The organism is Parasphingorhabdus sp., from assembly GCF_039982395.1.
Classification (GTDB): Bacteria; Pseudomonadota; Alphaproteobacteria; order Sphingomonadales; family Sphingomonadaceae; genus Parasphingorhabdus.
This window is the reverse complement of record NZ_JBDWYO010000003.1, coordinates 647200-672462: the sequence shown is the minus strand read 5'-3', so window position 1 is coordinate 672462 and position 25263 is coordinate 647200. Positions and strand designations below refer to the sequence as shown.

The window sequence follows — 25263 nt, the reverse complement described above, 5'->3', positions numbered from 1 at the left end:
ATGAATTCTGCCATCACCAGCGTAGATTGGACTTAGTCTTTTGGGGATTCAAGTCAACCAAATCAGATAGCGTGAGGGATATCAGAGGAAGGTTTCCTGTGCATTATGTCATGCTTCCTTGACATTGTCTTGCGAATCGACGATATATGTCAAGGAAGCATGACATAATGTCGATGTAACTTGATGGAGAATGATCATGAAAATGAAGAGATGCTCGGGACGGGCGATGACGCCCAACGAAAATATCGCCATGTGGGCTGCGCTCGCAATCTTGTTTCTGAGTGCATTATGAACAGCGAAAAGCCTTCTCGGCGAATAGGGCCAATGCTCTACCGGGTTTTCAAACTCGATTGGGTGTTCGGGGCTCTGTTGATCATCAGCGGGATCACCCTGATAGTTGAAAATTTTGACCCCGAACCGATGATCACCGTTGACCCCATGGTGAAAATCGCAATTTTGGCTGGATTGACCTTGTTCGTGGCATTGGTCGTGACCTATTTCTCGGCTCTGGACCGGCGGCATGCCGAGGATTATTTTTTCCAGTTGATGTCTAGCGGCGCCATTGTGGGCATTGTGACCACGATGTTTGTCCATATCATCTGGGACTTTATCTACGGTCCACTGCGCGGCGACGATTTGATGGCGATCATGATGGCCGGCTGGAGTATGGGATATTTCTTCTATCGCATAAGGGGGCTGAACCCATGAACAAGGTGCCTGCTTACATGAAACGCTATATCATCAGAATGGCAATGTCCCTCGCACTATACATGGTTATTCTATTGGCCGGGTTGAGTTGGATGAACAGTGGTAATCCTCCGGGCAGTCCAATGGCAGCCGCTTTGGCCATCCTGACCGCGCTGCCGATATTGTGTGTATTCTGGGCCATATTCCGCCTGCTGGTGGAAATTGAAGACGAATATCAGCGCCTGTTGATGACCAAGCAGATTGTGATCGGGACAGCGGTCACTCTGATGATTGTGACGATCTGGCAATTTCTCAATGTCTACAATGTGCTTGGGCAAGGGCCGCAATGGATTGGCGCAATCTGGCTGGCCATGTTTGGTTTGGCCGGCGGACTGGTCCGGTGGAAAGCATGAAGAACCGTCTAAAAGTGTTGCGCGCCGAGCGTGACTGGTCGCAGGCAGATCTGGCGGAACGGCTCAAAGTTTCAAGGCAAAGCGTCAACGCGATTGAAACGGGCAAATATGATCCGTCCTTGCCGCTTGCCTTCAAGATTGCTGATCTGTTCGAGATGACGATCGAAGATGTTTTTCTCAAAGACTAGAGTGGCAATTGGAGAACGACATGAAATCCTCGATTATCATCTCCGCTTTCATGGCTGCGGCGAAGATGGATGCATTCTACAAAACTGCTTATGCTAATGCAGGAGAGGCTCATTTGAAGCGGATCAACAACAGCGGCCATTTCATCATGCTCGATTAGCCAGAGCGCTTTGCGGCTGCAGTTGAGGCGTTTCTGTCTAAGTAACGGCTCGGCCTTTGGCACGTGCAAAGCGGCATGACTTCTTCTACGGTCATGATATGGCCAATGAATTTTCCGCATGGCATATTGACCAAGATAACGCTTTGAAACGTCGGGTGCGCATAGAGGCCATAGGCACGACATTTGCGCTCTACGAGCGACAATGGCGCAGCGAAGTCTATTATTTCGGCGATTTGGTCTACCGCGGCAAAGAGGGCGCAAGCCATGTGTTCGGCCTGGAAGATGGCATCCGATCCCGCCCACATTGGAAACTGGTTATTGATGGCGAGATTCCTAGCGGGTTAGCGGCGTTGCTTCCTGCGACGAAACAACCGTTGCTATCCAATATCGGCATGTTGATTATCGGGTTCTTATGTTTGGCAATTGTCTATTTTGCCGCAGCGGCATAAAGCGCAGGCCATGGAAGATGAAATATTATATCTCGATCGCCCCGGTGGTGCCGCGCTCGCCTATTGTTACACTCCGGCCAAGGCGGATGTGAAAGGCAGCACTCTGGTGTTCCTGCCCGGTTATATGTCGGACATGGAAGGTGGCAAGGCGCTCGCTGTCGATGCGTGGGCCAAGGAACAGGGCAGGGCCATGCTTCGCCTCGACTATTCCGGTTGCGGGGCGAGCGGCGGTGACTTTGAAGATCAAAGCCTGATTGACTGGCGTGAGGACGTATTGCTTCTGATCGACAAGGTGACATCAGGTTCGATCACCCTGATCGGTTCCTCCATGGGGGGATGGCTAATGCTATTGGTGGCGCTATCGCGGCCGATGCGCGTGAAAAATCTTGTCGGCATTGCTGCGGCGCCGGACTTTACCGACTGGGGTTTTACGCAGGATCAGAAAATGTCGATTTTGCGCGATGGCAAGCTGGAAGAAGCCAGCGAATATTCTGATGATCCCTATGTCACCACTCAGAAGTTCTGGCGGTCTGGTGATGCCAATCGTTTGCTGCACAAAGAGATTGCTTTTGATGGCGCTGTGCGGCTGCTCCATGGGCAAAAAGACGCCGATGTGCCTTGGGAATATAGCCTCGAGACCGCGAAGAAAATTCGTTCAGATGATGTGCAGGTCCATTTGGTAAAAGACGGCGATCACCGGCTTTCCCGCGATCAGGATATCGCCTTGCTCATCGATACGCTGTCGCAATTGGGATGACCGTTGGTCTCATGAACACCAGCCTTTAACGGATATTCTTTCCATGATTTCGTCGCTAATCCTGCCTCTGTTAATGCAATCGGCAAATCCATTTGGTTCGCCGATTGACCCTGTGCTGCGGCCATCCGAGGCAAAACGGCAAGAGTCGGTCAATCCACCACCACCGCCGGTTATGAAAGCGAAGACGCCGATGGATGCCCGATTGGAGCAATGTCTGGATCAGGCGGCAGATGATCCGGGCAAGGGGTTGCTGGCGGCCAACAAATGGCAAATAGAAGGAGGCGGATATCTGGCCCGCAATTGCCTCGGTTTTGCTTATGCAGAACTGAGCGACTGGGCGAAAGCAGCGGCTGAATTCGTCCGGGCGGCGGAAGGCGCAGAATCTACCAGCGACGAACGCGCCGCTATTTTCTGGTCGCAGGCCGGCAATGCGGCATTTGCCAGCGGTGACAATCCGGCTGCGTTGACCTATCTTGGGAACGCGCTGGCGCAAAACAGTCTGGATGGGCTCCTGAAAGGAGAAGTCCATCTTGATATCGCGCGCGTGTCGGTGGCCTTGAATCAATATGACGAAGCGAAGAAACAATTTGCCTTTGTTCATCAACTGGTTCCGCAGGACCCGCTCGGTTGGTTGTTGTCTGCCACTCTGGCGCGGCGAATGGGTGATCTGGCATCGGCCAAATCGGATATCGCCGAAGCCGTAAAGCTTGCTGGTTCTGATCCAGCGATCGCGCTCGAAGCCGGAAATATCGCTTATGAAGCCGGCGATGTGTTGAATGCCAAAAGCAATTGGGAACAGGCCGTTAAGTTGGGCACCGACAGCCCTTCGGCCAAAGTTGCAAAGGGGTATCTCTCGCAATTGGTGACCAGTGTCGAGGAGTGAGCTTCTCCACTTTATCTTGGGTGCCTTACTGCCGAACTGACATCCGGTAGAATTCGATTTTACTGACGCCCGACTGGAAAAATGGGACGCTGGCTTTATATTCCTCGGTCGCCTGAACCCTAGAAAATCCGTCGAGATCATCCCATTCGACAAAAGTGAGCTGTGCCGGGGCTGGTTCCGAAGCATCATTGGATTCTAGCTGCGGATTATACATCTTGTAGATGAAGCGACCACCAGCGCGTGCGACCGCTGGTTCAATACCGCTGAGATATTTTTCATATCCATCGGGATCTTCGTCTTTTTTCCAAGCTACGACCAATGTGTAACTCTTCTCGGGATCGAATTTTATGGCCAGGTCTTCCGTCGTCTCGGCGCTAAAGATTTTCAGTTCGTTCCAGATATCTGGTCGGGTGGCCTTGACCGCCTCCCAGTCCGGGTTGGCAGCCAATCCATCGGCAGATTGCTTGTCGGGATAGGAAAAGAACAGCACGCCAGTGGGTTTATAGTCGCTGATAATCGCGCTAACGACGCTAAGCGAGGTTTCCTGCCTCAAGCCATATTGTGCACCCAGTGGGTAACCGGTTCTATAATAGTTCAAGCGCGCTTTTACAGCTTCTTCCGAGGTTTTTGCTTCGGAAATTGTGACGGATAGATATTGCCCTTTTTTCAGGTTGAGCTGCGCTGCACCTGTGGATGTTGTTTGCGCAAGGCCGGTTGATTTCTGGGCGGTTGCGCAACTGGCGGCGGATAATGCGATCGCTGCTATGGCGAAAATTTTGACGGCTGAAGCTGGGGCGGACATGGAGGAATATCTTTCTAACTGCACTGGATGATCGGTCATCGCACCACTTTAGGCTCCCAAAATCTATTTTGTGGATGTAAGTTGATCATATTTGGTGCAATAATGCACCAATGGACAATTGGGATGACTATCGCTTTATTCTGGCTCTGGATCGGGCAGGGACTGTCCGTGGAGCAGCTTTGCAATTGGGCGTGACTCATTCGACGGTGTCCCGGCGGCTTGCGGTGATCAACCGGCGCTATGCAAGGCCGGTGATGGAGCGCATCGCTGGTGGCTATCAGAAAACCGAGTTTGGCAATCGGTTGATAAAGGCGGCCGAGCAAATGGAAGCGATCAATTTTTCTGCCGATCGCCAACATCGTGCAGCGGAAACCGAATTGTCAGGCCCGATAACCCTTTCAATCCCTGATGTTCTAGGGCAATATTTGTTGCTCGATGATCTGACCAAATTTTGCGCAACTTATCCTGATATCGAGCTGTCTATCCAAAGCAGTTACCAGTTCGCCGATTTGGATCGATCAGAAGCGGATGTCGTGGTGCGCGGAACCAACAAACCGCCGGAGCATTTTGTGGGACGCCGCCTGTTTCCTTATGCGCTGAGCTTTTATTGCAAATCTGACTATTTTGAACAGACACGCCCCGAAAATTATCAGTGGATCACCGGCTTGCCGGCCAGCCAACCAGGGGACTGGATTGCGGATAGTCCCTATCCGGATGTGCCGATCGGGCTGATGAGCGATGATATCAGCTTCCACTATCAAGCCGCGGTTGCGGGGCATGGAATGATACGAACCGCTTGCTATATATGTGATCCGGACCCGCGGCTAATTCGCGTGCCAAATGCAATGCCTCCCATTCCTGTTGCGGACCTTTGGGTGTTAACCCATCCGGATTTAAGAGAGACACCGCGCATCAAATTGCTGATGCGGTTTCTGGTGTCGGCCTTGAAATCTCGGAAAAACCTCGTTGAAGGTCGACTCAATCCAGATAGAAGTTCACCGTCGTGACCACACGCACTTTCTTATAAGGCGTGTCCGTCACGCCATATCCGCCGCCATCGCCATCGCGGCTGTTGATGCTGAAATAGCCTTGGGTCGCGGATTTGATGCCGCCGACATCCGTGCCACTGTCTTCGGCAAATTGTTCGGCGGATTTGCGGGCGTCCTTGGTGGCGGCGGCCACCATTTCGGGTTTGATCTCGTCCAGCTTGGTGAACGTGTAACTCATCCCCGATCCGTCTTCGAGCACCACGCCGCGGCGAACGAGATCGAACTGCCGTGCGACGGCGGCCTGGGCCTTGTCGATATCGTCTGTGCGCAGGCTGAGCCGTTGACGGATCGTATATTGGGGAATGCCGTTTGAACTATATTGATTCACATTGGCGCCGGTCGGTTTGAGGGCATCCGCCTTGAATCCAAGCTCTTTGAAAAATGTAGTGATGGCGCTGGTGTCACGGTCGATATCCGCCTGCGCGCTTTGCAAATCGCTGGACTGCGCGCTGTACGCGATCGTCCAGGTAGCAAGATCAGCGGTCACTTCGCGTTCGGCCAGCCCTCGCACGGTGACACTGCGGTCCGCCATTTTGGCGCGCAGCAGGCCATCGCCTAACAAATAGCCACCTACAATCAGGCCAATTGTCAGCATGCCGGCACTTGCCAGCCAGATCTTGTTCTTATTCTCGATAAATTTCTCGCTCATCGCTCTTTCCCTCGGTTCAAAAGCCGCTTAGGCTATTTCAGATGACCCGGTTCGGCATTGCTATGCTTGCGATGAACCGTTTCTGAATGTCGATGAATGGAGATTGGCTTTGACCATAAAATATCTGCACACCATGCTTAGGGTCAGCGATCCCGACGCGACCGTTGCTTTTTTCGGGCTTCTGGGGCTGGAAGAAGTGCGGCGCTACGACAGCGAACAGGGGCGCTTCACGCTGATCTTCCTTGCTGGTCCCGGGCAGAAAGATGTCGCCGAAGTCGAATTGACCTACAATTGGCCATCGGAAGACGGCAGCCCAGCGGAACAATATGACGGTGGCCGCAATTTCGGACATCTCGCTTATGCCGTCGATGACATATATGCATTGTGCCAGACGCTGATGGATGCCGGAGTCACGATCAATCGTCCGCCGCGCGATGGCCATATGGCGTTCGTGCGATCGCCCGATAATATTTCTGTGGAGCTGCTGCAGTCAGGCAAGAGCCTTCCGGTTCAGGAGCCTTGGGCGAGCATGGAGAATATCGGCGAGTGGTAAGCAACCGATAGCCTTCAGGCGGAGGCTGTGCCGGTTGGTTTAACCGGTTTTGCAGCCGATATATCGACCCAGACAATCTGGTTGCGGCCATTATGTTTCGCGTCATAGAGCCGCCGGTCCGCGGTTGCCATTACGCTGCGCAACGCTGCGCGTTTGGATATCGCCGAGACACCGACCGAGAAGGTCACCGGTTCTTGTATTTCCGGAACTTGATCGTGCACGGTCTTGATCAATGTCTCGCAGATCTCGGTTAACGCATTGACCGGGTAGTTTTTACGCTTTTCACCACGGTCATTGCGCATCAACAAAGTGAACTCTTCTCCGCCAATCCGGGCCGCAAAATGGTCGGTTGCGTCAAGCTCTTTGCCGACAACCCGCAAGACTTCATCGCCAATCTCGTGACCGTAGCGATCATTGACCCGTTTGAAAAAATCAATGTCGAAAAGGGCGAGGTGGCTATAGCGATACTCGCGCTGGTTGCGCTTGAACTCTCGTTCAAAAGACCGGCGATTGTTCATCGCGGTCAGTCCGTCCGTATCTGCGAGCAATGTCAATTCAACCTGATCGCGCAGCGTGCTTTCGTGCCGCCGCCGCAGCCGAAGAATGCGATTGGCAACGCCCAGTGCGAGAATGATGGTCTCCAGCACCAGTGCGAAATAGAGACCATAGTCGAGCACCGGCCAACCGATATACAGGTCCATACCCCGGGCTATCCGGTCCAGCCCCAAAAGAATGATCGGCGACCAACCGGCAATTTGAAACCAGATTGCCCGGCTACCCCGGCGCAACGCGTGTGCCATTGCATAGATTACCACTAGAAAAATCGGCACAAACGATGCGTGGTAATAGTTTCTGGCGTCCATGCTGTAACCATCGTCGAGGCGCACAACGAGCGCCGTGACGATGACAGGAAGGATCGATGAAAGGAAGATGACAGTTTGCAGCCAACCTGCAATTTTCCCGCGTTCAACGAAGCGCAGGAGAAAAATACCGCTGGCCGCGATGCCGATGGCGAGCGTCCAGTAGTTGAACACCATTTTTGCGGAGAGACTGGTTTCCGGGAGGGCAATGAAGATTAGACCGGACGAACTGAACGTATAGCCAACGGTCGCGAAAATCATCAGGCTGTGCCACAGCATGAAATCGTATCGCAAGGCTCCGTAGAAGAACCAGTTGTAGATCAGCGGCATGATCGCCATCCCGCAGAGGACGGCAAACATTACGGATAGCGGAAGCTTCAAATCATCCCATTTTTCTTTTGATGCCAGTTGGATCAGCGATATGGAACTGGCGACCTTGGGTTCGTCAATTGTGACATAGACCTTTTGGATGCGGTTGCGGATTTCAGGATCCTCTGTGCCGGGAATGGCCAGTCCATATTGGCCTTTCGGTCGCCAATTCTCCGTTACCGCTTGCTCTGAAAAATTCGCAGACATGATGGAGCCATCGTCAAGAACAGCATGAACCTGCATTGTGGTCAGACCATTATTGTCGCCCTGGACTTCGACGATACCGGCGGGAATTGTTGCGGCCTCAAAGGGAATCTCTACCCAGACTCGGGGGCCTTCCACCGCATATTTATTCTCGGAACAATCAAAGGCTTTGCCGGTTTGCAGCACCGTTGCGAGGGTCGCTGTTTTCGCACTGCTTTGCGTGCACAGCTGGTCCGACATCGGGACGTCAGCGTGAACAGGGGAGCACAGGCAGAAAAATGCCAAGAAGGCGACAATGAGACGCAAATGAATCCCCTTCCAAAAATCATTGCTGCGGAAGGTCATGTGAGTAGGGCAAATTCGTTATTTTGCGGTTAACCATCGACAGGTTTAAATTTGCAGCCTAATTTGCTGTCTATGCTTGAAATCATCCGAATTCCCGTATTGTCCGACAATTATGTCTGGCTCGTCCATGAACCCCAATCGAAAGAGACCATGGTTGTTGACCCGGCCGTGGCGGAACCGGTGCTCGCCGAGGCTGAAAAACGCGGCTGGACCATCACCCAGATATGGAACACCCATTGGCACCCCGATCACACCGGCGGCAATGCCGAGATCAAGGCGGCGACCGGTTGCCATATCACGGGCCCGGAAGCGGAGCAGGAACGCATTCCCACGCTCGACACCTTGGTAAAACAAGGAGACACGGTCAAACTGGGCGATGTTACCGCCGAGGTCATCGACGTCCCGGCCCATACCGCTGGCCATATCGCTTTCCACATTGCATCCGATAGCGCCGCATTCGTTGGCGATACCCTCTTCGCCATGGGTTGCGGCCGCCTGTTCGAAGGCACGGCCGCGCAAATGTATGACAATATGCGCAAGCTGGAGGCTCTGCCGGGCAGCACGCAAGTCTATTGCGCCCATGAATATACCCAGAGTAACGGCGAATATGCGCTGGTTGCAGAGCCGGACAATCAGGCCTTGCAGGACCGGATGACCGAAGTTCTCGCGATGCGCAAACGCGGCGAAGCGACCGTGCCGACAACGATCGCGCTGGAGCGCGCCACCAATCCGTTCATGCGGGCATCATCGGCCGAAGAACTGAGCGAGCGGCGGGTCGCGAAAGACAATTTCTGACGCGCCGCGCTTTCATCCCCGGTTCAGCCTGGATCATGCTATATGAGAGGCTGATGGAGGCTGACACTAGGAGAGAGACTATGCAGAAACTGCTATTGGCACTACCCGCGGCGATGCTGCTCACAGCGCCCGCGATGAGCGAAGAACAAATAAATCTCACCGAAAAAGAGCAGACCAAGCTCGACAAGCGCCTGGAAGGCCGGACCGCCGGCAAGCCGAAATCCTGCATCAGCGCTCATGATCAACGCCAAATGACGGTGATCAGCGATGACATCCTGATCTTCGGATCGCGGCGCAACGCCAAGACAATCTATATCAACAAGCCCTATCGCGGCTGCCGCAATGCGGACCGCAACATCCTGTCCTATCGCCGGACAACGTCGTCACTCTGTCGCGGTGAAATTGTTGATCTGATTGACAATAGCAGCGGCATGTCGATGGGCAGCTGTGCCTTTGGCGAATTTGTGCCTTATACAAAAAACTAGACACGGAACGCGCTTTTTTATCGTCTGTGATCTGTGGCTCTAGACCACAAGAATCATACCCTTCTCCTTTGAGGGAGATGGTCGTGCACTGTCACCGTGATTCCGTAATTCAGTCTTTTTTAGTCTGATGTGCTGCTGATGGACGCCTGAACATTGGCTTGAAATCGGCGGTAAGTTGCTGTTCGAATGTTATTGCTTCTCGCTGCAAAGCGGTAAGTAACTTTAGCCTCAACGCAGGGCCAATTTTCTGGGATGGATCAATCGTGCGATACCCAGTGATATGTGCAATCTGAGTGTTAAGCTTGTCCCTTTCGGTTTTTGTGAGGCTTCCCAAGTGTGCTGCCTTATAGCTTCCGCCCGTATAGTCTTTGGCGTGTTTACTTTTCTTTTTTTCGAAGAATTCGAGCAATAGTCGCGCATGAAGGCAAAAAGACTCGATCAGAGCATTGCACAGCACCTGATCGGTTAACGCAGAACCTAATTTCTCGTGCGTCTCTCGAAGCATCCAAAGTTCATAGGGCAAATGTTCGCCAAGGATTTCTTCGTCTGTCGCAATTGTTGGCTTGGGCATTTCAATCTCCCATTTTCAATATCTGATGGTTGATCGATTTGCTTACTGCCGTTCCAGCCTCACTTCTTATAAAGCGCGCCCATTCGCTCTTCATAGCGCTCGCGGATGACATGGCGGCGGATTTTCATGCTGGGGGTCAGCTCTTCATTCTCGATTGCAAAGGGTTCGTCGGCAAATTCAAAGCGGCGGACTTTCTCGATGACCGACAGGTTTTCATTCACCCGGTCGACGGCTTCGCGCACGGCGGTTTTGAAGGCGGGGTTGGCCTGTAGCTTTATGAAGTCATAGGCCATGCCCTGTTCGCGTGACCATTCGAGCGCCCATTCGGGGTCCGGCACGATCAGGCCGACCATATAGGGTTTCCGGTCGCCGGTGATCATCGCCTGCAAAATCTCCGGTTGTAGCGTCAGCATGCCTTCGACTTTTTGCGGCGCGACATTGTCGCCCTTGTCGTTGACGATCAGGTCTTTCTTGCGGTCGGTAATGGCGATCCGTCCGGCTTCGTCGATATGGCCGATATCGCCGGTGTGAAGCCAGCCATCCTTCAAAACCTTGTCGGTCTCTTCCTGATTGCGCCAATAGCCTTTCATCACCAATTCACCAGCGACGAGGATTTCGCCATCTTCGGCAATCCTGACCTCTGTGTCGATCATCGGTGGGCCGACCGTATCCATTTTCAGGCCGGTGCGCGGTCGGTTGCAGGCGATGATCGGGCCGGACTCGGTCTGGCCATAGCCTTGCAACATGGTGAGGCCGAGTGACTGGAAGAAGACACCGATTTCCGGGTTCAAAGGCGCGCCGCCGGAGACCATCGCCTTGATCCGGCCGCCGAAGCGTTTTTGTACTTTGGGACGCAGGGTTTTGTTGAGGAATATGTCCATCAACTTGTCGCGCTTGCGGCCTTTGCCATCTGCCTCGCGGTTGCCGATGGCGAGCGCTTTGCCGAGCAGATAATTCGGCATTTTTCCTTGCTTCTCGACCGTCTTGATCAGTCGTGCGCGCAACACTTCGAACAGGCGCGGAACCACGACCATGATCGTCGGGCGCACTTCTTCGATATTGGACGCCAGCTTCTCCAATCCTTCGGAGTAGAAGATCTGGGCCCCCAGACCGATCGGGAAAAATTGTCCGGCGCTATGTTCATAGGCGTGGCTCAGCGGCAGGAAGGACAGGAATACTTCTTCGTCCCAGCCAAAGTCGGTCTCGATAACCTCCGCCGGTCCCTTGGTATTGTGCAGGATCGCGCCATGATGCTGCATCACGCCGCGCGGCTTACCGCCGGTGCCACTGGTGTAGATGATGCAGGCGGTTTCGTCGCGGGTGATGCTGGACACCTGTTCGGTCATTTCCGCGACATCCGCATCATCACCCTGGACCAGATCATGCCACTGATAGAGATCGAAATCGCCGGTCTGGCCAATGCGCAGGTCGGACAGGCCAATGATGATATTCGCGTCGGAAGAGCTGATGACGGAGGGCAGCAGGTTCTTCGCCAATTTGCTGTCGGATACGATCACCGCATGGGCGCCGCTATTGTCGAGAATATGCTGATGGTCGGAGGCGGTATTGGTTATGTAGGTCGGGACGGTGACGCAGCCGGCTGCCATGATCGCGAGATCGGCGATACACCATTCGGGCCGGTTTTCGGACACCAGCATGACCCGGTCGCCCTTTTTCAGGCCGATACGCTTTAACGATTTGGCCAGCGCGGCGACTTGCCGGGCCGCCTCGGCCCAACTGGTCGGCTGCCATGCGCCATCGATCTTGGCGTGCAGAAACGGTTTGTTGCCAGCCTGCGTGGCACGATCGAAAAACATCGATACCAGATTCTGATATTGATCAATTTCCAGATAACGGTTTGCTTGTTTCTTCCGCGCCATGCGATCGTTCCTCTCACGCGCCGGCTTTTTACCGAGCTTGATTCCTTGCAAGAAAGACTAGCGCGGTTGAAACCGCTCGGCAATATATTGCTTAGGGTAGTTCGCTGACGGCCTGACCGGTGCTGCGCGGATCGACGGCGCCGATCCAGCCTTCTTCGGTCTTCTGGGCGCCAGCCAGTTTGCTGGGCAGGCCAGAGGTTACAACGATATGGCCGAGACGCGAGATGTCCGTTTGCAGGGCTTCCAGACCGCTACCCTTCTCGATCAATAGGCCGGAACCGCCATAATATATATTGGGCAGGGCCATCGCTTCTTCGAGCGACAGACCATAGTCCAGAACACCGATCAGGGTTTTCGTGACATGCATGATGATCCGCTTGCCACCAGCGGATCCCAACGCGAGGATCGGTTCGCCTTCTGCGTTGTAGACGATGGTTGGCGACATCGAGGAAAGGGGGCGTTTGCCCGCCTCGACCCGATTGGCCACGGGCGCGCCGTCTTTCTCCGGCGCGAAGGTAAAGTCGGTCAGTTCATTGTTGAGAACCATACCGCGCGCTATCAACTGACTGCCGAAAGGGCCTTCGACAGTGGAGGTCATATTGGCAATATTGCCCTCGGCATCGACCGCCGTGAAATGGGTCGTTCCGGCCACTTCGGATGAAATGGCCGCGGTGCGCGCGACACTTCCCGGAGGATTGCCGGCAGGATAGGTCTCCATGCCAGGCATCTGTGGTCGGGCGCGTTGCAAGGCGATCATCTGTGACCGGCTGGCGAGATAGTCCTTGTCGATCAGACCATCTACGGGAACCGCGACAAAGTCTCTGTCGGCGAGATATTTCTCGCGATCGGCATAAGCGAGCCGCATGGATTCTCCGATCACGTGCCAGGCGCGTTCCGGCTCTTCGGCATAGAGCTTGCCCATGTCGAACCGTTCAATCGCGCCCAATATGCCAAGCACGGTGGTTGCACCGGACGATGGCGGGCCCATGCCGCAAATTTTATAGACGCGGTAGCTGGTGCACACCGGGGAGCGCAAAATGGCGCGGTAATTGGCAAAGTCATCCGCTGTTATGGTCGCCGGGCTGCGCGGGGCATTGGCGACAACGTCGGATATCGCTGCCACGGTTTTGCCGGTGTAAAAGGCATCTGCGCCATCGGCCTGCAATTCCCGCAACAAGGCACCCAGCTCTGGATTTTTGATGATCGAACCCGACTTGGCCGGGGCGCCATCTTTCCAATAGAGTGCCCGTGCTTCGGGAAAATCGACCCAGATTTTCTGAAGGCGACGGAGCCAGCTCGCTTGCGACACGCTGACGACATAGCCGTTTTCTGCCAAACGGATGGCCGGTTCAAAAAGCTTTTCCCATGGCAGCTTGCCCCATTTTTTATGGGCCATTTCCATCAGCCGCATATTGCCGGGGACACCAACGGATTTTCCGCCCGGCATGGCTTGGATGAACGGAAGCGGCTTGCCGTCTTCGCCAAGAAAACGCGTGGAACCGGCCGCAGCAGGGGCCATTTCACGGCCGTCAATCGTTTGCATCCATCCCTGTTTCGCATCATGGTGCAGGAAAAATCCACCACCGCCAATGCCGCTGGATTGCGGCTCGACCACCGTCAAGGCCAGCATCATTGCCATCGCCGCGTCGGTTGCGGAACCACCGGCTTGCAGCATCTCGAAGCCTGCCCTGGTTGCATCGGGATGGGCTGATGCAGCGGTGCCGGTATTTTTGCTCTGATGATGTTCCGCTAGCGCGGGTGCAGCCAGCGTGGTGAACAGGCATAAAGCGACAAGATGGAGGATGTTTTTCATGGACCGGGTTTTATGGATACCCCCGGATTTTGGCAAATCATTTGTCGACCGATGATCCGACAGCCTCCGCAATCGATGTAAAACCTTCTGCTTTCAGCAATTTGGCAAGCTGACGGGCCATGGAGGCTGCGATTGTCGGGCCTTCATAGATCATTGCCGAATAGAGCTGGACCAGACAAGCTCCGGCGCGGATGCGTTCGAGGGCATCTTCTGCGGTCGCAATGCCGCCCACGCCGATCAACGGGATTCGTCCGCCGCTGGCTTTGCGGAAATCTTTCAGCCTTTGAAGTGCGAGATCTTTTAGCGGCGCTCCGGACAGCCCGCCGGTTTCGCTTTGGTTGGCAGAACGGAGGTCGGGCCGCGTGATCGTGGTGTTGGAAATGATCAGCGCCGCGATTTTCTGTTCTGTCGCGACTTCAACAATATCGTCGATATCGGCGGGTTCCAGATCGGGCGCGACTTTCAGAAATACCGGCGCTTTGGACGTGCCCATCGCCTGCATCACGGCGGCCAGCAATTCCGCCAATGCGCCTTTGTCCTGCAGGGCGCGCAAGCCGGGCGTGTTGGGAGAGCTGATATTGACGGTCAGATAGTCGGCAAGCGGAGCCATATTTTTTGCGCCGGTAACATAGTCGGCGATCCGGTCATCGCTATCCTTGTTTGCGCCAATATTGATGCCGAGCACGCCTTTGCCCATGCGGCCTCGCATCCGTTCAAGGCGAGACATGGCATCATCCTGCCCGCGATTGTTAAAGCCCAGACGGTTGATCACCGCCTTGTCCTCGACCAGCCGGAAGATGCGCGGCTTGGGATTGCCGGCCTGCGCGCGGGGAGTCAGCGTGCCGACCTCTGCAAAGCCAAAGCCCATGCGGATCAAGGCATCGGGCACTTCCCCATTTTTGTCGAAACCGGGGGCCATGCCGATCGGATTGGGGAAATCGAGCCCGGCGACTGTGGTTGCCAAAACAGGGTCGGCTTTGGGCGCTGGTCCCATCGGGAGGGTTTTCAAACCAGCAATGGTCAGCCCGTGCGCGCGTTCGGCCTCGAGCTTGAAGATGAAGGGTTTCGCAAGATTGTAGAGCATGGCGGCGCTATGGCATTTGAACATGTTGCGCGCAATGGTGGTGGCGGTACAAGCACTGGAAACCGCGTTGCAATCTGCTAGAGCAGACGCAAGATATCGAGGAACTGAAAATGATTGCCACCCCACAATTTGACTTCCAGCTTGGCGAAATGGCGGACCAGATCCGCGACACCACCCGCCGTTTTGCCGAAGAGAAGATCATGCCTTTGGCCCAGAAAATGGATCGAGAAGATTGGTTCCCGCAGGAGCTGTGGCAGCAGATGGGGGATCTCGGCCTGCACGGCATCACGGTGGACGAAGCCGATGGCGGTCTTGGTCTCGGCTATCTGGAACATGCCATTGCAGTGGAGGAAGTCAGCCGCGGCAGCGCCGCTCTCGGCCTTAGCTATGGCGCGCATAGCAATCTCTGCGTCAACCAGATCCGCCGCTGGGCCTCGCCCGAACAGAAAGCCAAATATCTGCCCAAGCTGATTTCCGGCGAACATGTCGGCGCGCTGGCCATGTCGGAAGCGGGCGCGGGCAGCGATGTCGTCTCGATGAAGCTCAAGGCCGAGGCAGTGCAGGGCGGTTATATCCTCAATGGTACGAAATTTTGGATCACCAATTCGACGGTCGCCGACACATTGGTCGTCTATGCCAAGACCCGTCCCGATTCCGGATCCGGCGGGATTACCGCTTTCCTGATCGAAAAGGGCATGAAGGGTTTCTCCATCGGCCAGAAGATCGAGAAGGTCGGCATGAAGGGCAGTCCGACAGCCGAGCTGGTGTTCGACGATTGCGAAGTGCCGGAAGAAAATATCATGGGTCCGCTCAACGGCGGCGTCGGCGTTTTGATGTCTGGTCTCGATTATGAGCGTGCGGTGCTCGCGGCAATCCCGCTCGGCCTGATGCAGGCCTGTGTGGACACGGTCATCCCCTATGTCCGCGAGCGCAAGCAGTTCGGCAAGCCGATTGGTAGTTTCCAGCTGATGCAGGGCAAGATCGCCGACATGTATGTCCGCCTGAACAGCGCGCGCAGCTACGTCTATAATGTCAACAAAGCCTGCGATGCGGGACAGACCACGCGCTTCGATGCAGCTGGTGCGGTGATGCTGGCCAGCGAGAACAGTGTGCGGGTCGCAGAAGAATCCGTGCAGGCGCTGGGCGGTGCGGGATACACCACCGACTGGCCGGTCGAACGCTACTGGCGGGACAGCAAGCTGCTCGACATCGGTGCAGGCACCAACGAAATCCGCCGGATGCTGATCGGACGGGAATTGATCGGGGCGGGTTAGGCTCGCAACGTCTCCCACGGCCCGGTGATCGCATAGGTATATCCCGGTTCCTGCACATTGACGAACATCGTCTGGCCGTCGGGCGAGAAACAGGCGCCGCAGAATTCGCTCTGGTCCTTATGGGCGTTGCGGGCGATGTCGTAGATTTTGCCGTCCGGTGACAGACCGCGCAGATATTGATCGCCGCGTCCGTCTTCGCAGAGGATGATATCGTTCCAGGGCGCGACCACCATATTGTCGCACATGTCGAGGGAATCGGCGCTGGTGGATTCAAAGAATAGCTGCAATGATCCGCCGGATTCCGGTCCGCTGTCCGGGCCTTGGTCCGGCGTGTAACGCCAGATCTGGCCAACCCGCTGCGGTCCACCCTCGGTGCAGGTGAAGTAGAAATCGCCGGTCGTGCCATCGGTGCGCACGGCATAGTCCAGGCCTTCGCCGCGCATGAACTGGGCGGCGCCCGCGGCATGGCCACGATGGGCGAGATCGCCTTCCGGTGCTTCGACATCGTCCAGATCAATCCATTCGGCGACATGGTCCTGTCCGACAGTGAATGAATCGGGACCTGTTCCGCCCCAGTCTTTCGGCCAATTGGATGTGATCGCCGCTTTCCGGTTGGTCAGAACAAGCGCCTGCAGGCGGCCGCCTTTGTGCAATTCGCCTTTCACTGCCGGGATGAACCGGTAGAGCAGTCCGTGGCGGGCATCTTCGGTCATATAGACGATGCCGGTTTTCGGATCGACAGAGGCGGCTTCATGGGTGAAGCGGCCCATGGCTTTGAGCGGAATGGCATCAATCAGGCCGGTCGCGTCAGAAGGCGTTTCGAATACGAAGCCATGATATTTTCCGGGGCCTTCTTCCGGTTTGAGCATTTCCTCTTCGCAGCTAAGCCAGCTGCCCCAAGGGGTCGGACCACCCGCGCAATTGGCAGCGGTTCCGGTCAGCACCAGAAAATCCTTCTCCATCCGCTTTTCTTTCAGATCATAGACCAGCTTGGTCACGCCACCGAAAAAGGGAGAGCCGTCTTTCTTGCGGTCATAGAGCTGGCTGTCGGAAACCCGGTCGAGCAGTTCATTGCCTTTGCCGAACGGATTGCCGTGGGGGATGCTGTTCCAGTTTTCATGGTTGCGCATCAATATGCATTTGTCGGTGGAATCAGGATGGGCGAAACAGGCCATGCCATCGGGACGCCCCGGCCGGAAAAATCCATCCGACATCACGCCACCGGTCTCGCTGACCAAAGTATAGGAAAAACCTTCAGGCAGATCGAGCCGCTTGGCAGGGTCCGTGACCAGCTTGAAACCGACGTTCGCGCTATGCGCGCGGGCGCAACCGGCGATAGAGAAAGAGGCATAGAACAAGCCAACGGCCTGTGCGGACCGGATAAAATCTCTGCGGGATAATGTCATTAATCGAATTTCCTGTTATCGGTGTTTCTATTGTCGCGTTCGCATGAAGCCAGATCCTACCAGCCAAAGAAAACAGATTTATGACCTACACCCTGATCACCGCCAATCGCAACTATTCCAGCTGGTCGTTGCGACCTTGGATGCTGATGAAGGCCCTGAACATCCCTTTCACCGACGAAATCGTCTATTTCGAAGAAGAAAATTACGACCAATTTCGGGTATTTGCGCCCAATGGGCAGGTGCCATGTTTAAAAGATGGTGACCGAACCATCTGGGATAGTTTGGCAATCGCCGAATATCTTGCCGAGCGGCACCCGGGGTGTTGGCCGGAAGATGATGATGCGCGGACATGGGCGCGATGTGCGGTCGCAGAAATGCATGGTGGCTTCGGGCCGCTGCGCAATATCTGTCCGATGAATGTGGGCGTGCGTGCGACGTTGAAGGGCATTGATATTGGCTTGCAACGCAATATCGATCGCATTGAAGAGCTGTTCGCGCAGGGTCTCGACGATTTCGGCGGCCCATGGCTCGCGGGGGATCGGTTCACCATCATTGACGCCTTTTATGCGCCGGTCGCCTACCGGGTCCGCAGCTTCGACCTGGATATCGGCGCAAAGGGCCGCGCTTGGGTGGATCATATTCTCGCGCATGACGCGATGCAGGATTGGGAGCGGCAGGCCTTGTCCGAGCCGCAGCGCGAAATCGGTCATGAAAACGAGATAGCAGCGGCGGCCACAGTAACGGCAGATTACCGCCTTACCGACTAGCCGCCTCGCGCTTGACGGCATCCGACCAATAGTCCATTGGCCCACGCTTAATGTTGCATCGCAGCATCGGGGCATATTCAGGGTCGGGTAAAGGATTTTTCATGGCGATTCACAGTGATTTTCGGCGCGATTGGTTGTCGAATCCCAAGACCGAATTTTTGGCCGGACTGGTGGTTGCGCTGGCTCTGATTCCTGAAGCCATCGGTTTTTCCATCATCGCCGGTGTTGATCCACGTGTCGGACTCTATGCCAGTTTCTCGATTGCCGTGATCATTTCGATGATTGGCGGGCGTCCGGGAATGATCAGCGCGGCAACCGCCGCTGTCGCTGTGCTCGTGGTACCGCTGGTGCGCGATCATGGCGTCGAATATCTCTTTGCGGCCACCATATTGATGGGCATTTTCCAGTCGATTGCTGCCTTGTTACGGCTCGACTTGCTGATGCGCTTTGTCTCGCGTTCGGTGATCACGGGCTTTGTGAACGCCTTGGCGATTTTGATTTTCATGGCGCAATTGCCGCAACTGACTGGCGAAGCCTTTACTTGGGCCAATAGAGATTTTGTGATGCAGACCTATGCAATGGTCGCTGTGGGACTAGTCATTATTTATGGCCTGCCGCGGATTACAACGCTTGTCCCTTCGCCCTTAGCCGCGATTGTAATTCTAGCAGCAGCAAGCATATTTTTCGGAGCAAAAGTCACAACCGTAGGCAATATGGGTGAATTGCCCGACAGCCTGCCTTGGTTCCACATTCCGCAAATTCCGATCACTTGGGAAACACTAAGGATCATTGCTCCATTTTCGCTGGCAATGGCCGCTGTCGGGTTGCTGGAATCCCTGCTCACCGCTTCTATTGTCGATGACATGACCGAAACCCGCAGCGACAAGAAGCGTGAAACATACGGGCAGGGCATTGCCAATTTCGTCACCGGCTGGATCGGCGGAATGGGTGGCTGCGCGATGATCGGTCAATCGGTTATCAATATCAAATCGGGTGGCCGGCGCCGGCTCTCGACCTTTGTGGCTGGCGTGATGCTGCTTGTGCTGATCGTCGGGCTGGGGCCGCTGGTCGCGCAAATCCCGATGCCGGCTCTGGTGGCGGTGATGATCTTTGTTTCGATCAGCACCTTTCGCTGGGCGAGTTTTACCGAAATCACCCATCACCCCTGGCCTTCGAATTTTGTCATGATCGCCACGGTGGTCATGGTGGTGGCGACGCATGATCTGTCGATCGGCGTGCTCACCGGCGTGCTGCTCTCCGGTATCTTCTTCGCCTGGAAAGTGCGCCAGTTGGTCACCATCGAGGATTCCGTTGAAAACACCACACACCGTTATGTCTTTGGCGGCCAGATCTTCTTTGGCTCGGTCGACATGATGTACGAAGCGATGGAGTTTAACGAGGAGGGCATCGATAAGGTCGTGATCGACGTGCATGACGCCCATTTTTGGGATATCAGCGCGACGGGTATGCTCGACAAGATTGTCGAACGGATCCAGAATGAAGGCAAGACGGTCGAACTGATCGGCATGAACGAAGCCAGCGCGACACTCGTCGAGAAATATAGCGAGAATGACAAGCCGTTCGAGAGCCTCGGTATGGTTGGTCATTGAACTTTTGACACGCGTAACACGCGCGCCTTTGCAAAATTATCTCCGTTCGTGCTGAGCTTGTCGAAGCACAGCTGGCTATCGAAAATGCCCTTCGACAAGCTCAGGGCGAACGGTATAAGGGCTCCCAAAACAGGAGCCCCATATGATCAAGCTACACCATCTACAATTTTCCCGTTCGTCCCGCATCATCTGGCTCTGCGAGGAAGGCGGAATCCCTTATGAGATGGTCAGCTATAATCGCGATCCGGTAACCCGCCGCTCGCCGCCTGAACTCGGCGAAGCGCACCGGTTGGCCAAGGCGCCGACTGTGGAAGTGGACGGCCATGTGATGGTCGAGTCCTCGGCGATCATCGAATATCTGGTCGAAAAGCATAGCGACGGAGCGCTGGGTCTGGCCCCCGATCATCCTGAACGCGCAAAATATCTCGAATGGTTGCATTTCGCCGAAGGCACGATGGGCATGAGCTTCATCCTGACCGGAATCGCGCCGATGCTCGGCGGATTGCCGGATGTCATTGGCGGATTTTTGCAGGCCGAAGTCGATAAGATTCTTGACCATCTGGAGATTGAACTGGCAGGCAAAGACTTCCTCGTCGGTGACAAATTCACCGGAGCGGATATCAATCTGCACTATATGCTCGAAGGCCGTTCCGCGCTGGGCGAACTGGAAAGTCGCCCGAACTGCAAGCGCTATTTCGAAGCGCTGGTAGCACGGCCAGGCTATCAGAAGACTGTGGAACTGGGTGGGCCGGTCTTATTGCCGAAGCCCGGTTAAAAATTGGATGAATGCGATTGTAAAAGTGACTTTTGGAAGTTTCCTGTTGGGATCCGGCTTGGTGTTATTGACTTCCGGATGTGTCACTAATGATGTTCAATCGATTTCGCTGATGGATGAAATTGAGAATCAAATACCGATGCCTCCCGGAGCTTTCGAACTCCAAAAATACGGTCGTAGCTATGCATTCTCAGATGATGGGAATGTCATCGGCCACTATATGATCCCAATTCCGCAGATGTCTGCTGATGAAAGTTGTTCCATACTAACAATCGACTTAGAACTGGTAGATTGTGAACCTGAAGCTCTCGACGAGATGAAGGACTATATCGAAAATCAGGTCAAAGCCGGCGAACGCAGATGGTTAGACGACTTTCGGCAATTGCCCATTCAAGATGATGGTGGATGTTCATTCATTGAAATAAAATATGTTCAAACGACGAAGAAATTTTCGTCAATAAAATGCAATGAACGATTCTAGGCAGGCTTGGCATTATCCAACCGCATCCCGCACAACCGCAACGCCAGCTTCCCGCTGTTCCCGCAGCTCCGTCTTCAGTTTCGCCGGATCGCGGGCAAAGACAAAGCCGAAGCTGACCCCGCCTTCCTTGCCGATGGTCGCATGGTGCAGCTTGTGCGCCTGCACCAGCCGTTTGGCATAGCCGTGCTTGGGGACATATTTGAAGTAACGCTGATGCACCAGACCGTCGTGGACCAAAGTATAGATGATCCCGTAAAACATGATGCCTAGACCAATCCATGTGCCCGGCTCCCAAGCGCCGGTGCCCATGATCATGGGGCTGCCCACGACAAACATCGATATGCTCATCACCGCGCCGGCAATGCCGTAAAGGTCGTTTTTCTCCAGCTTGTTATCATGCGGCTCATGGTGATCTCGGTGCCATGCCCAGCCAAAGCCATGCATGATATATTTATGCGCGGCCCATGCAATACACTCCATCGCGACGACGGATGCAAATATGGTGGCGAGGATAGCGAAAATGCTCATAGAGCGAAGATAGGCGTTATCGATAGGCTTTTGAAGTCACTTCTCCCTTGCGCGGCCAATTGATCTGGGTAAACGAAACCCCATATTGGATAGGAAGTTATGACAGAACCGAAAACCCTCTACGAGAAAATCTGGGATGCGCATGTCGTGGATCAGCGCGATGACGGCACGGCGCTGGTCTATATCGATCGCCATCTGGTGCATGAAGTGACCAGCCCGCAAGCCTTTGAAGGCCTCCGCAAGGCGGGTCGCAAAGTCCGGCGCCCGGATCTGACATTGGCGGTTCCCGATCATAATCTGCCAACCACGGCGCGGCTGGATGCCAAGGGCGACAAAATTCCGATTGCCGATCCGCAAAGCGCGGCGCAGCTGGAAGCATTGGAAGCCAATGCACCCGCGTTCGGGATCAAATATATCGGTGCCAGCGATATCAATCAGGGTATCGTCCACGTGATCGGACCGGAGCAGGGCTTTACCCTGCCAGGTACGACTCTGGTTTGCGGCGACAGCCATACGGCGGCCCACGGTGCTTTGGGGGCCCTGGCCTTCGGCATCGGTACCAGCGAAGTGGAACATGTTCTGGCGACGCAAACGCTGCAACTAACCCGGTCCAAATCGATGGAAATTCGCGTGGATGGGCTTCTAGGTCCCGGCATTAGTCCGAAAGACCTCATCCTGCATATCATCGGTGTGCTGGGGACTGCTGGCGGAACCGGCCATGTTATCGAATATCGCGGTGACGTGTTTGAACAAATGTCTATCGAAGGGCGTTTGACCGTCTCCAATATGTCGATCGAGGCGGGCGCGCGTGCTGGTCTGATCGCGCCGGATGACAAGACATTCGCCTATCTGAAGGACCGTCCCATGTCGCCCAAGGGCGCGGACTGGGATGCGGCGGTGGACCATTGGAAAACATTGCGCACCGACGACGATGCGGTTTTTGACAAGAGTGTAACGATCAACGCAGCGGATGTGGCACCGACCGTGACATGGGGTACAAGCCCGGAAGATGTTGTTGCCGTGAACGGCATTGTTCCGGCGCCGGCCAGTTTTCCCGATCCGTCCAAGCAAGATGCGGCCCAGAAATCTCTGGACTATATGGGGCTCGCAGCGGGCCAGGCGATGCGCGATGTTGCGGTCGAGAATATTTTTATCGGCAGCTGTACCAACAGCCGGATCGAGGATCTGCGCGCAGCCGCATCGATTTTGGATGGCCGTCAGAAGGCCGACAATGTCAAATGGGCGATTGTTGTGCCCGGCTCCGGTCTGGTCAAGGCGCAGGCCGAAGCCGAAGGACTGGACCGGATATTCACCGATGCCGGGTTCGAATGGCGCGAACCGGGCTGTTCCGCCTGTCTCGGGATGAATCCGGACAAGGTGCCAGCGGGTGAACGCTGTGCATCCACTTCCAATCGCAATTTTGTTGGACGGCAGGGGCCGGGTGCTAGAACGCATCTAATGTCACCTGCTATGGCTGCCGCTGCGGCCGTGGCGGGCAAGCTGACTGACGTGCGTGAATTGACAAGATGAGAGGTTGAAATGAGCGACGACAAGAAAACGGACAAACCCTCCGCGAAAAACGAGTCTTCCCAAGATGATGAATCCGGGAAATGGTCAACCGGTGCGAAAGTCGGCGCGGCCATCGGCTCTGCTGCGGTCGCCGCTGCGCTGATCTACGCGGGTCGGCACAAGATCAAAAAACATAATGAATTCAAACCGGCAAAAGACAAGCCGGTGCCGAAATATGAAAATGAACCGGATTATGACGAGGATGACGCCCAATGAAGCCCGTCAATCGCGTGGCAGGCCGTGCCATTCCTTTCGGCCAGAAAAATGTCGATACTGATGTCATCATCTCGGCCAAATGGTTGAAGACGATTTCACGGGAAGGGCTTGGCGCAGGGGCGTTTGAATCAATCCGTGCGCAGGAAGGCAATATTTTCGACGACCCGGAATATGCCGGTGCGTCGATACTCATCGCCGGTGACAATTTCGGTTGTGGATCGAGCCGTGAACATGCGGCCTGGGCGCTGGATGACATGGGCATCAAGGCGGTCATCGCACCCAGCTTTTCGGACATATTCTCCGGCAATGCTTTTAAAAATGGATTGCTCGCGATCGCATTGCCACAGGCTGCGATCGACCGGTTGATGGAGGTTGCCAGAACCGACCCGGTCACCATCGATATGGAGAGCATGAGCGTCACCACGCCGTTCCAGGATCGTTTCCCGTTCGAGATGGACTCCTTCCGGCATCAATGCCTGGTTGAGGGACTGGACGAAATAGACCTGACAATGGCAAAATCCGATGCCATAGAACGGCACGAGAAAAAAAGTGATTCTGCGCAACCGTGGCTAAAACCGGTTGCGGCATAGGATCTCGGAACAATTCCAGGGAAGGGAATGATATGAAGGCTTTGATGTCAACCAAAGTGGGCGGTGCTGATACGCTGGAAATGCTGGACGTCGATGCACCAGTGGCTGGCAAAGGACAGGTGCTCATTGATATCAAAGCATGTTCTATCAATTATCCTGATGTATTGATCATTCAGGATCTCTATCAATTCAAACCACAGCGACCGTTTGCACCTGGTGGCGAAGTGTCCGGCGTGATCTTGGCTGTTGGCGAAGGCGTGACGGATTTGAAGGTTGGCGACCGTGTTGCTTCCACCACCGGTCATGGTGGCCTGGTTGAGCAAATTACGGTGGACCAGAACAGCGTGTTCAAAATTCCCGACAGTGTCAGCTATGAAGATGCTTCGGCCCTGATTCTCACTTATGGCACATCGATCCATGCTTTGGTCGATCGCGGCCGGATCAAGGAAGGCGATGTTCTTCTGGTGCTCGGCGCATCCGGCGGCGTTGGTATCGCTGCGGTCGAACTGGGCAAAGCTTTTGGCGCGCGTGTTGTCGCCGCTGTGTCTTCGGAAGAAAAGGCCGCTTTTGCCAAAGCTGCGGGCGCGGATGAAACTGTGATTTATGGCCGCGCGCCGTTCAGCAAGGATGAGTCCAAGGCATTGGCCGCTCAGTTCAAAGCCGCCGTCGGTCCGAACGGAGCCGATATCATCTATGACGCGGTGGGTGGTGATTATAGCGAACCAGCGGTGCGTTCGATCGCCTGGGAAGGTCGCTTTCTGGTGGTTGGATTTCCGGCCGGCATCGCTAAACTGCCGCTCAATCTGACCCTTCTCAAATCCTGTGATGTGTGCGGTGTGTTCTGGGGCGCCTATGCGATGCGCGATCCAAAGGGCAATCGCGCCCATATCAACCGGCTGTTCAAACTGTGGGACCAAGGTCTCATAAAGCCCCGCGTGTCAGAGGTATTCGCCTTTTCAGATGCAGGACAAGCCATTCAGAAAATGGCCGATCGCGGCGCGATTGGTAAATTGGTGGTGAAGGTCGCCGATTGATTGCCTTCCCCACTTGCAG

The 25263-nt window shown here is 55.0% G+C and carries 30 protein-coding genes; 20 read left to right on the top strand and 10 right to left on the bottom strand.

The window, feature by feature from the left end:
• Positions 1-108 precede the first annotated feature (108 nt).
• Complete coding sequence (locus ABJV08_RS09810) at positions 109-252, bottom strand: hypothetical protein (RefSeq protein ID WP_348038279.1); 144 nt, start codon at positions 250-252, stop codon at positions 109-111.
• Between the two features lie 72 nt (positions 253-324).
• On the opposite strand from ABJV08_RS09810, the gene ABJV08_RS09805 reads away from it, so the two are divergent.
• The 7 genes from ABJV08_RS09805 to ABJV08_RS09775 all read left to right on the top strand — a co-directional run bounded on the left by ABJV08_RS09805 (position 325) and on the right by ABJV08_RS09775 (position 3535).
• Positions 325-708, top strand: coding sequence for a hypothetical protein (locus ABJV08_RS09805; protein WP_348038281.1), 384 nt, complete (start codon positions 325-327; stop codon positions 706-708).
• The gene (locus ABJV08_RS09800) at positions 705-1100 is read left to right on the top strand and encodes a hypothetical protein (protein ID WP_348052542.1); all 396 of its coding nucleotides are present in this window, start codon (positions 705-707) and stop codon (positions 1098-1100) included. Before ABJV08_RS09805 ends, ABJV08_RS09800 begins: the two co-directional genes overlap by 4 nt.
• Positions 1097-1288, top strand: coding sequence for a helix-turn-helix transcriptional regulator (locus ABJV08_RS09795; RefSeq protein ID WP_348038285.1), 192 nt, complete (start codon positions 1097-1099; stop codon positions 1286-1288). The genes ABJV08_RS09800 and ABJV08_RS09795 overlap by 4 nt, the downstream gene beginning before the upstream one ends.
• Positions 1289-1308: 20 nt before the next feature.
• Positions 1309-1446: a hypothetical protein gene (locus ABJV08_RS09790; protein ID WP_348038287.1), complete on the top strand. Its 138-nt coding sequence runs from the start codon at positions 1309-1311 to the stop codon at positions 1444-1446.
• A gap of 56 nt (positions 1447-1502) precedes the next feature.
• Positions 1503-1895: a hypothetical protein gene (locus ABJV08_RS09785; protein ID WP_348038289.1), complete on the top strand. Its 393-nt coding sequence runs from the start codon at positions 1503-1505 to the stop codon at positions 1893-1895.
• 10 nt (positions 1896-1905) lie between these two features.
• Complete coding sequence (locus ABJV08_RS09780) at positions 1906-2652, top strand: alpha/beta hydrolase (RefSeq protein WP_348038370.1); 747 nt, start codon at positions 1906-1908, stop codon at positions 2650-2652.
• 73 nt (positions 2653-2725) lie between these two features.
• Entirely contained in the window at positions 2726-3535 is an 810-nt protein-coding gene (locus ABJV08_RS09775) for a tetratricopeptide repeat protein (protein ID WP_348115030.1), read from the top strand.
• Between the two features lie 25 nt (positions 3536-3560).
• On the opposite strand, the gene ABJV08_RS09770 is transcribed toward ABJV08_RS09775, so the two are convergent.
• Complete coding sequence (locus tag ABJV08_RS09770; protein WP_348038293.1) at positions 3561-4337, bottom strand: hypothetical protein; 777 nt, start codon at positions 4335-4337, stop codon at positions 3561-3563.
• Between the two features lie 110 nt (positions 4338-4447).
• On the opposite strand from ABJV08_RS09770, the gene ABJV08_RS09765 reads away from it, so the two are divergent.
• Entirely contained in the window at positions 4448-5344 is an 897-nt protein-coding gene (locus ABJV08_RS09765; RefSeq protein ID WP_348038295.1) for a LysR family transcriptional regulator, read from the top strand.
• Here the strand turns inward: ABJV08_RS09765 and ABJV08_RS09760 are convergent.
• Positions 5316-6035: an SIMPL domain-containing protein gene (locus ABJV08_RS09760; protein ID WP_348038297.1), complete on the bottom strand. Its 720-nt coding sequence runs from the start codon at positions 6033-6035 to the stop codon at positions 5316-5318. The genes ABJV08_RS09765 and ABJV08_RS09760 overlap by 29 nt on opposite strands.
• Before the next feature lie 133 nt (positions 6036-6168).
• Between ABJV08_RS09760 and ABJV08_RS09755 the strand changes: the two genes are divergently transcribed.
• Complete coding sequence (locus ABJV08_RS09755; protein ID WP_348038372.1) at positions 6169-6588, top strand: VOC family protein; 420 nt, start codon at positions 6169-6171, stop codon at positions 6586-6588.
• A gap of 14 nt (positions 6589-6602) precedes the next feature.
• On the opposite strand, the gene ABJV08_RS09750 is transcribed toward ABJV08_RS09755, so the two are convergent.
• Positions 6603-8261 carry a diguanylate cyclase gene (locus tag ABJV08_RS09750; RefSeq protein ID WP_348038299.1) on the bottom strand — a complete coding sequence of 553 codons (1659 nt, stop codon included), beginning with the start codon at positions 8259-8261 and terminating at the stop codon, positions 6603-6605.
• Between the two features lie 177 nt (positions 8262-8438).
• On the opposite strand from ABJV08_RS09750, the gene gloB reads away from it, so the two are divergent.
• Both gloB and ABJV08_RS09740 read left to right on the top strand, forming a co-directional pair.
• Positions 8439-9161, top strand: coding sequence for a hydroxyacylglutathione hydrolase (gloB, locus tag ABJV08_RS09745; RefSeq protein ID WP_348038301.1), 723 nt, complete (start codon positions 8439-8441; stop codon positions 9159-9161).
• An 80-nt stretch (positions 9162-9241) separates the two neighbouring features.
• Positions 9242-9646 carry a hypothetical protein gene (locus tag ABJV08_RS09740; RefSeq protein WP_348038303.1) on the top strand — a complete coding sequence of 135 codons (405 nt, stop codon included), beginning with the start codon at positions 9242-9244 and terminating at the stop codon, positions 9644-9646.
• A 109-nt stretch (positions 9647-9755) separates the two neighbouring features.
• Here ABJV08_RS09740 and ABJV08_RS09735 read toward each other — a convergent pair whose 3' ends face one another.
• The 4 genes from ABJV08_RS09735 to ABJV08_RS09720 form a co-directional block, all read right to left on the bottom strand.
• Positions 9756-10217 (bottom strand): hypothetical protein, encoded by a 462-nt coding sequence (locus ABJV08_RS09735; protein ID WP_348038305.1) that lies wholly within the window; start codon positions 10215-10217, stop codon positions 9756-9758.
• A 59-nt stretch (positions 10218-10276) separates the two neighbouring features.
• Positions 10277-12097, bottom strand: coding sequence for an AMP-dependent synthetase/ligase (locus ABJV08_RS09730; protein ID WP_348038307.1), 1821 nt, complete (start codon positions 12095-12097; stop codon positions 10277-10279).
• Between the two features lie 91 nt (positions 12098-12188).
• Positions 12189-13910 (bottom strand): gamma-glutamyltransferase, encoded by a 1722-nt coding sequence (gene ggt, locus ABJV08_RS09725; RefSeq protein WP_348038309.1) that lies wholly within the window; start codon positions 13908-13910, stop codon positions 12189-12191.
• Between the two features lie 37 nt (positions 13911-13947).
• A complete protein-coding gene (locus ABJV08_RS09720; RefSeq protein ID WP_348038311.1) occupies positions 13948-14994 on the bottom strand; it encodes a quinone-dependent dihydroorotate dehydrogenase in 1047 nt (348 codons plus the stop codon).
• A gap of 110 nt (positions 14995-15104) precedes the next feature.
• Between ABJV08_RS09720 and ABJV08_RS09715 the strand changes: the two genes are divergently transcribed.
• On the top strand, positions 15105-16268 hold the full coding sequence (locus tag ABJV08_RS09715; RefSeq protein WP_348038313.1) for an isovaleryl-CoA dehydrogenase: 1164 nt from the start codon (positions 15105-15107) through the stop codon (positions 16266-16268).
• Here the strand turns inward: ABJV08_RS09715 and ABJV08_RS09710 are convergent.
• Entirely contained in the window at positions 16265-17674 is a 1410-nt protein-coding gene (locus ABJV08_RS09710) for an alkaline phosphatase PhoX (RefSeq protein WP_348038315.1), read from the bottom strand. The genes ABJV08_RS09715 and ABJV08_RS09710 overlap by 4 nt on opposite strands.
• An 80-nt stretch (positions 17675-17754) precedes the next feature.
• Between ABJV08_RS09710 and ABJV08_RS09705 the strand changes: the two genes are divergently transcribed.
• The 4 genes from ABJV08_RS09705 to ABJV08_RS09690 all read left to right on the top strand — a co-directional run bounded on the left by ABJV08_RS09705 (position 17755) and on the right by ABJV08_RS09690 (position 21307).
• Positions 17755-18441, top strand: a complete 687-nt coding sequence (locus ABJV08_RS09705) for a glutathione S-transferase family protein (protein ID WP_348038317.1) — start codon at positions 17755-17757, stop codon at positions 18439-18441.
• A gap of 101 nt (positions 18442-18542) precedes the next feature.
• Entirely contained in the window at positions 18543-20051 is a 1509-nt protein-coding gene (locus ABJV08_RS09700) for a SulP family inorganic anion transporter (RefSeq protein ID WP_348038319.1), read from the top strand.
• Between the two features lie 142 nt (positions 20052-20193).
• On the top strand, positions 20194-20826 hold the full coding sequence (locus ABJV08_RS09695; RefSeq protein ID WP_348038321.1) for a glutathione S-transferase family protein: 633 nt from the start codon (positions 20194-20196) through the stop codon (positions 20824-20826).
• A gap of 7 nt (positions 20827-20833) precedes the next feature.
• Entirely contained in the window at positions 20834-21307 is a 474-nt protein-coding gene (locus ABJV08_RS09690; RefSeq protein WP_348038323.1) for a hypothetical protein, read from the top strand.
• A gap of 12 nt (positions 21308-21319) precedes the next feature.
• Here the strand turns inward: ABJV08_RS09690 and ABJV08_RS09685 are convergent, their stop codons facing one another.
• Positions 21320-21835, bottom strand: a complete 516-nt coding sequence (locus tag ABJV08_RS09685) for a sterol desaturase family protein (protein WP_348038325.1) — start codon at positions 21833-21835, stop codon at positions 21320-21322.
• A 99-nt stretch (positions 21836-21934) separates the two neighbouring features.
• Between ABJV08_RS09685 and leuC the strand changes: the two genes are divergently transcribed.
• Genes leuC through ABJV08_RS09665 form a run of 4 tightly spaced genes read left to right on the top strand, consistent with a single transcriptional unit; the run spans position 21935 to position 25244 of the window.
• A complete protein-coding gene (gene leuC / locus ABJV08_RS09680) occupies positions 21935-23365 on the top strand; it encodes a 3-isopropylmalate dehydratase large subunit (RefSeq protein ID WP_348038327.1) in 1431 nt (476 codons plus the stop codon).
• Between the two features lie 9 nt (positions 23366-23374).
• Positions 23375-23620, top strand: a complete 246-nt coding sequence (locus tag ABJV08_RS09675) for a hypothetical protein (protein ID WP_348038329.1) — start codon at positions 23375-23377, stop codon at positions 23618-23620.
• Positions 23617-24210, top strand: coding sequence for a 3-isopropylmalate dehydratase small subunit (gene leuD / locus ABJV08_RS09670; protein ID WP_348038331.1), 594 nt, complete (start codon positions 23617-23619; stop codon positions 24208-24210). Before ABJV08_RS09675 ends, leuD begins: the two co-directional genes overlap by 4 nt.
• Before the next feature lie 32 nt (positions 24211-24242).
• Positions 24243-25244 (top strand): NADPH:quinone oxidoreductase family protein, encoded by a 1002-nt coding sequence (locus ABJV08_RS09665; RefSeq protein ID WP_348038333.1) that lies wholly within the window; start codon positions 24243-24245, stop codon positions 25242-25244.
• The last annotated feature ends 19 nt before the right edge of the window (positions 25245-25263 follow it).

Bases quoted from the DNA above. Each gene is read 5' to 3' on its own strand.
- ABJV08_RS09805 (WP_348038281.1), top strand. From the start codon at position 325: ATGCTCTACCGGGTTTTCAAACTCGATTGGGTGTTCGGGGCTCTGTTG.
- ABJV08_RS09710 (WP_348038315.1), bottom strand. From the start codon at position 17,674: ATGACATTATCCCGCAGAGATTTTATCCGGTCCGCACAGGCCGTTGGC.
- ABJV08_RS09735 (WP_348038305.1), bottom strand. From the start codon at position 10,217: ATGCCCAAGCCAACAATTGCGACAGACGAAGAAATCCTTGGCGAACAT.
- ABJV08_RS09795 (WP_348038285.1), top strand. From the start codon at position 1,097: ATGAAGAACCGTCTAAAAGTGTTGCGCGCCGAGCGTGACTGGTCGCAG.
- ABJV08_RS09720 (WP_348038311.1), bottom strand. From the start codon at position 14,994: ATGCTCTACAATCTTGCGAAACCCTTCATCTTCAAGCTCGAGGCCGAA.
- ABJV08_RS09770 (WP_348038293.1), bottom strand. From the start codon at position 4,337: ATGTCCGCCCCAGCTTCAGCCGTCAAAATTTTCGCCATAGCAGCGATC.
- ABJV08_RS09715 (WP_348038313.1), top strand. From the start codon at position 15,105: ATGATTGCCACCCCACAATTTGACTTCCAGCTTGGCGAAATGGCGGAC.
- ggt (WP_348038309.1), bottom strand. From the start codon at position 13,910: ATGAAAAACATCCTCCATCTTGTCGCTTTATGCCTGTTCACCACGCTG.
- ABJV08_RS09790 (WP_348038287.1), top strand. From the start codon at position 1,309: ATGAAATCCTCGATTATCATCTCCGCTTTCATGGCTGCGGCGAAGATG.
- leuD (WP_348038331.1), top strand. From the start codon at position 23,617: ATGAAGCCCGTCAATCGCGTGGCAGGCCGTGCCATTCCTTTCGGCCAG.
- ABJV08_RS09695 (WP_348038321.1), top strand. From the start codon at position 20,194: ATGATCAAGCTACACCATCTACAATTTTCCCGTTCGTCCCGCATCATC.
- gloB (WP_348038301.1), top strand. From the start codon at position 8,439: ATGCTTGAAATCATCCGAATTCCCGTATTGTCCGACAATTATGTCTGG.
- ABJV08_RS09665 (WP_348038333.1), top strand. From the start codon at position 24,243: ATGAAGGCTTTGATGTCAACCAAAGTGGGCGGTGCTGATACGCTGGAA.
- ABJV08_RS09800 (WP_348052542.1), top strand. From the start codon at position 705: ATGAACAAGGTGCCTGCTTACATGAAACGCTATATCATCAGAATGGCA.
- ABJV08_RS09685 (WP_348038325.1), bottom strand. From the start codon at position 21,835: ATGAGCATTTTCGCTATCCTCGCCACCATATTTGCATCCGTCGTCGCG.
- leuC (WP_348038327.1), top strand. From the start codon at position 21,935: ATGACAGAACCGAAAACCCTCTACGAGAAAATCTGGGATGCGCATGTC.
- ABJV08_RS09740 (WP_348038303.1), top strand. From the start codon at position 9,242: ATGCAGAAACTGCTATTGGCACTACCCGCGGCGATGCTGCTCACAGCG.
- ABJV08_RS09760 (WP_348038297.1), bottom strand. From the start codon at position 6,035: ATGAGCGAGAAATTTATCGAGAATAAGAACAAGATCTGGCTGGCAAGT.
- ABJV08_RS09675 (WP_348038329.1), top strand. From the start codon at position 23,375: ATGAGCGACGACAAGAAAACGGACAAACCCTCCGCGAAAAACGAGTCT.
- ABJV08_RS09750 (WP_348038299.1), bottom strand. From the start codon at position 8,261: ATGTCGGACCAGCTGTGCACGCAAAGCAGTGCGAAAACAGCGACCCTC.
- ABJV08_RS09690 (WP_348038323.1), top strand. From the start codon at position 20,834: ATGAATGCGATTGTAAAAGTGACTTTTGGAAGTTTCCTGTTGGGATCC.
- ABJV08_RS09730 (WP_348038307.1), bottom strand. From the start codon at position 12,097: ATGGCGCGGAAGAAACAAGCAAACCGTTATCTGGAAATTGATCAATAT.
- ABJV08_RS09775 (WP_348115030.1), top strand. From the start codon at position 2,726: ATGCAATCGGCAAATCCATTTGGTTCGCCGATTGACCCTGTGCTGCGG.
- ABJV08_RS09700 (WP_348038319.1), top strand. From the start codon at position 18,543: ATGGCGATTCACAGTGATTTTCGGCGCGATTGGTTGTCGAATCCCAAG.
- ABJV08_RS09705 (WP_348038317.1), top strand. From the start codon at position 17,755: ATGACCTACACCCTGATCACCGCCAATCGCAACTATTCCAGCTGGTCG.
- ABJV08_RS09780 (WP_348038370.1), top strand. From the start codon at position 1,906: ATGGAAGATGAAATATTATATCTCGATCGCCCCGGTGGTGCCGCGCTC.
- ABJV08_RS09755 (WP_348038372.1), top strand. From the start codon at position 6,169: ATGCTTAGGGTCAGCGATCCCGACGCGACCGTTGCTTTTTTCGGGCTT.
- ABJV08_RS09765 (WP_348038295.1), top strand. From the start codon at position 4,448: ATGGACAATTGGGATGACTATCGCTTTATTCTGGCTCTGGATCGGGCA.
- ABJV08_RS09810 (WP_348038279.1), bottom strand. From the start codon at position 252: ATGGCGATATTTTCGTTGGGCGTCATCGCCCGTCCCGAGCATCTCTTC.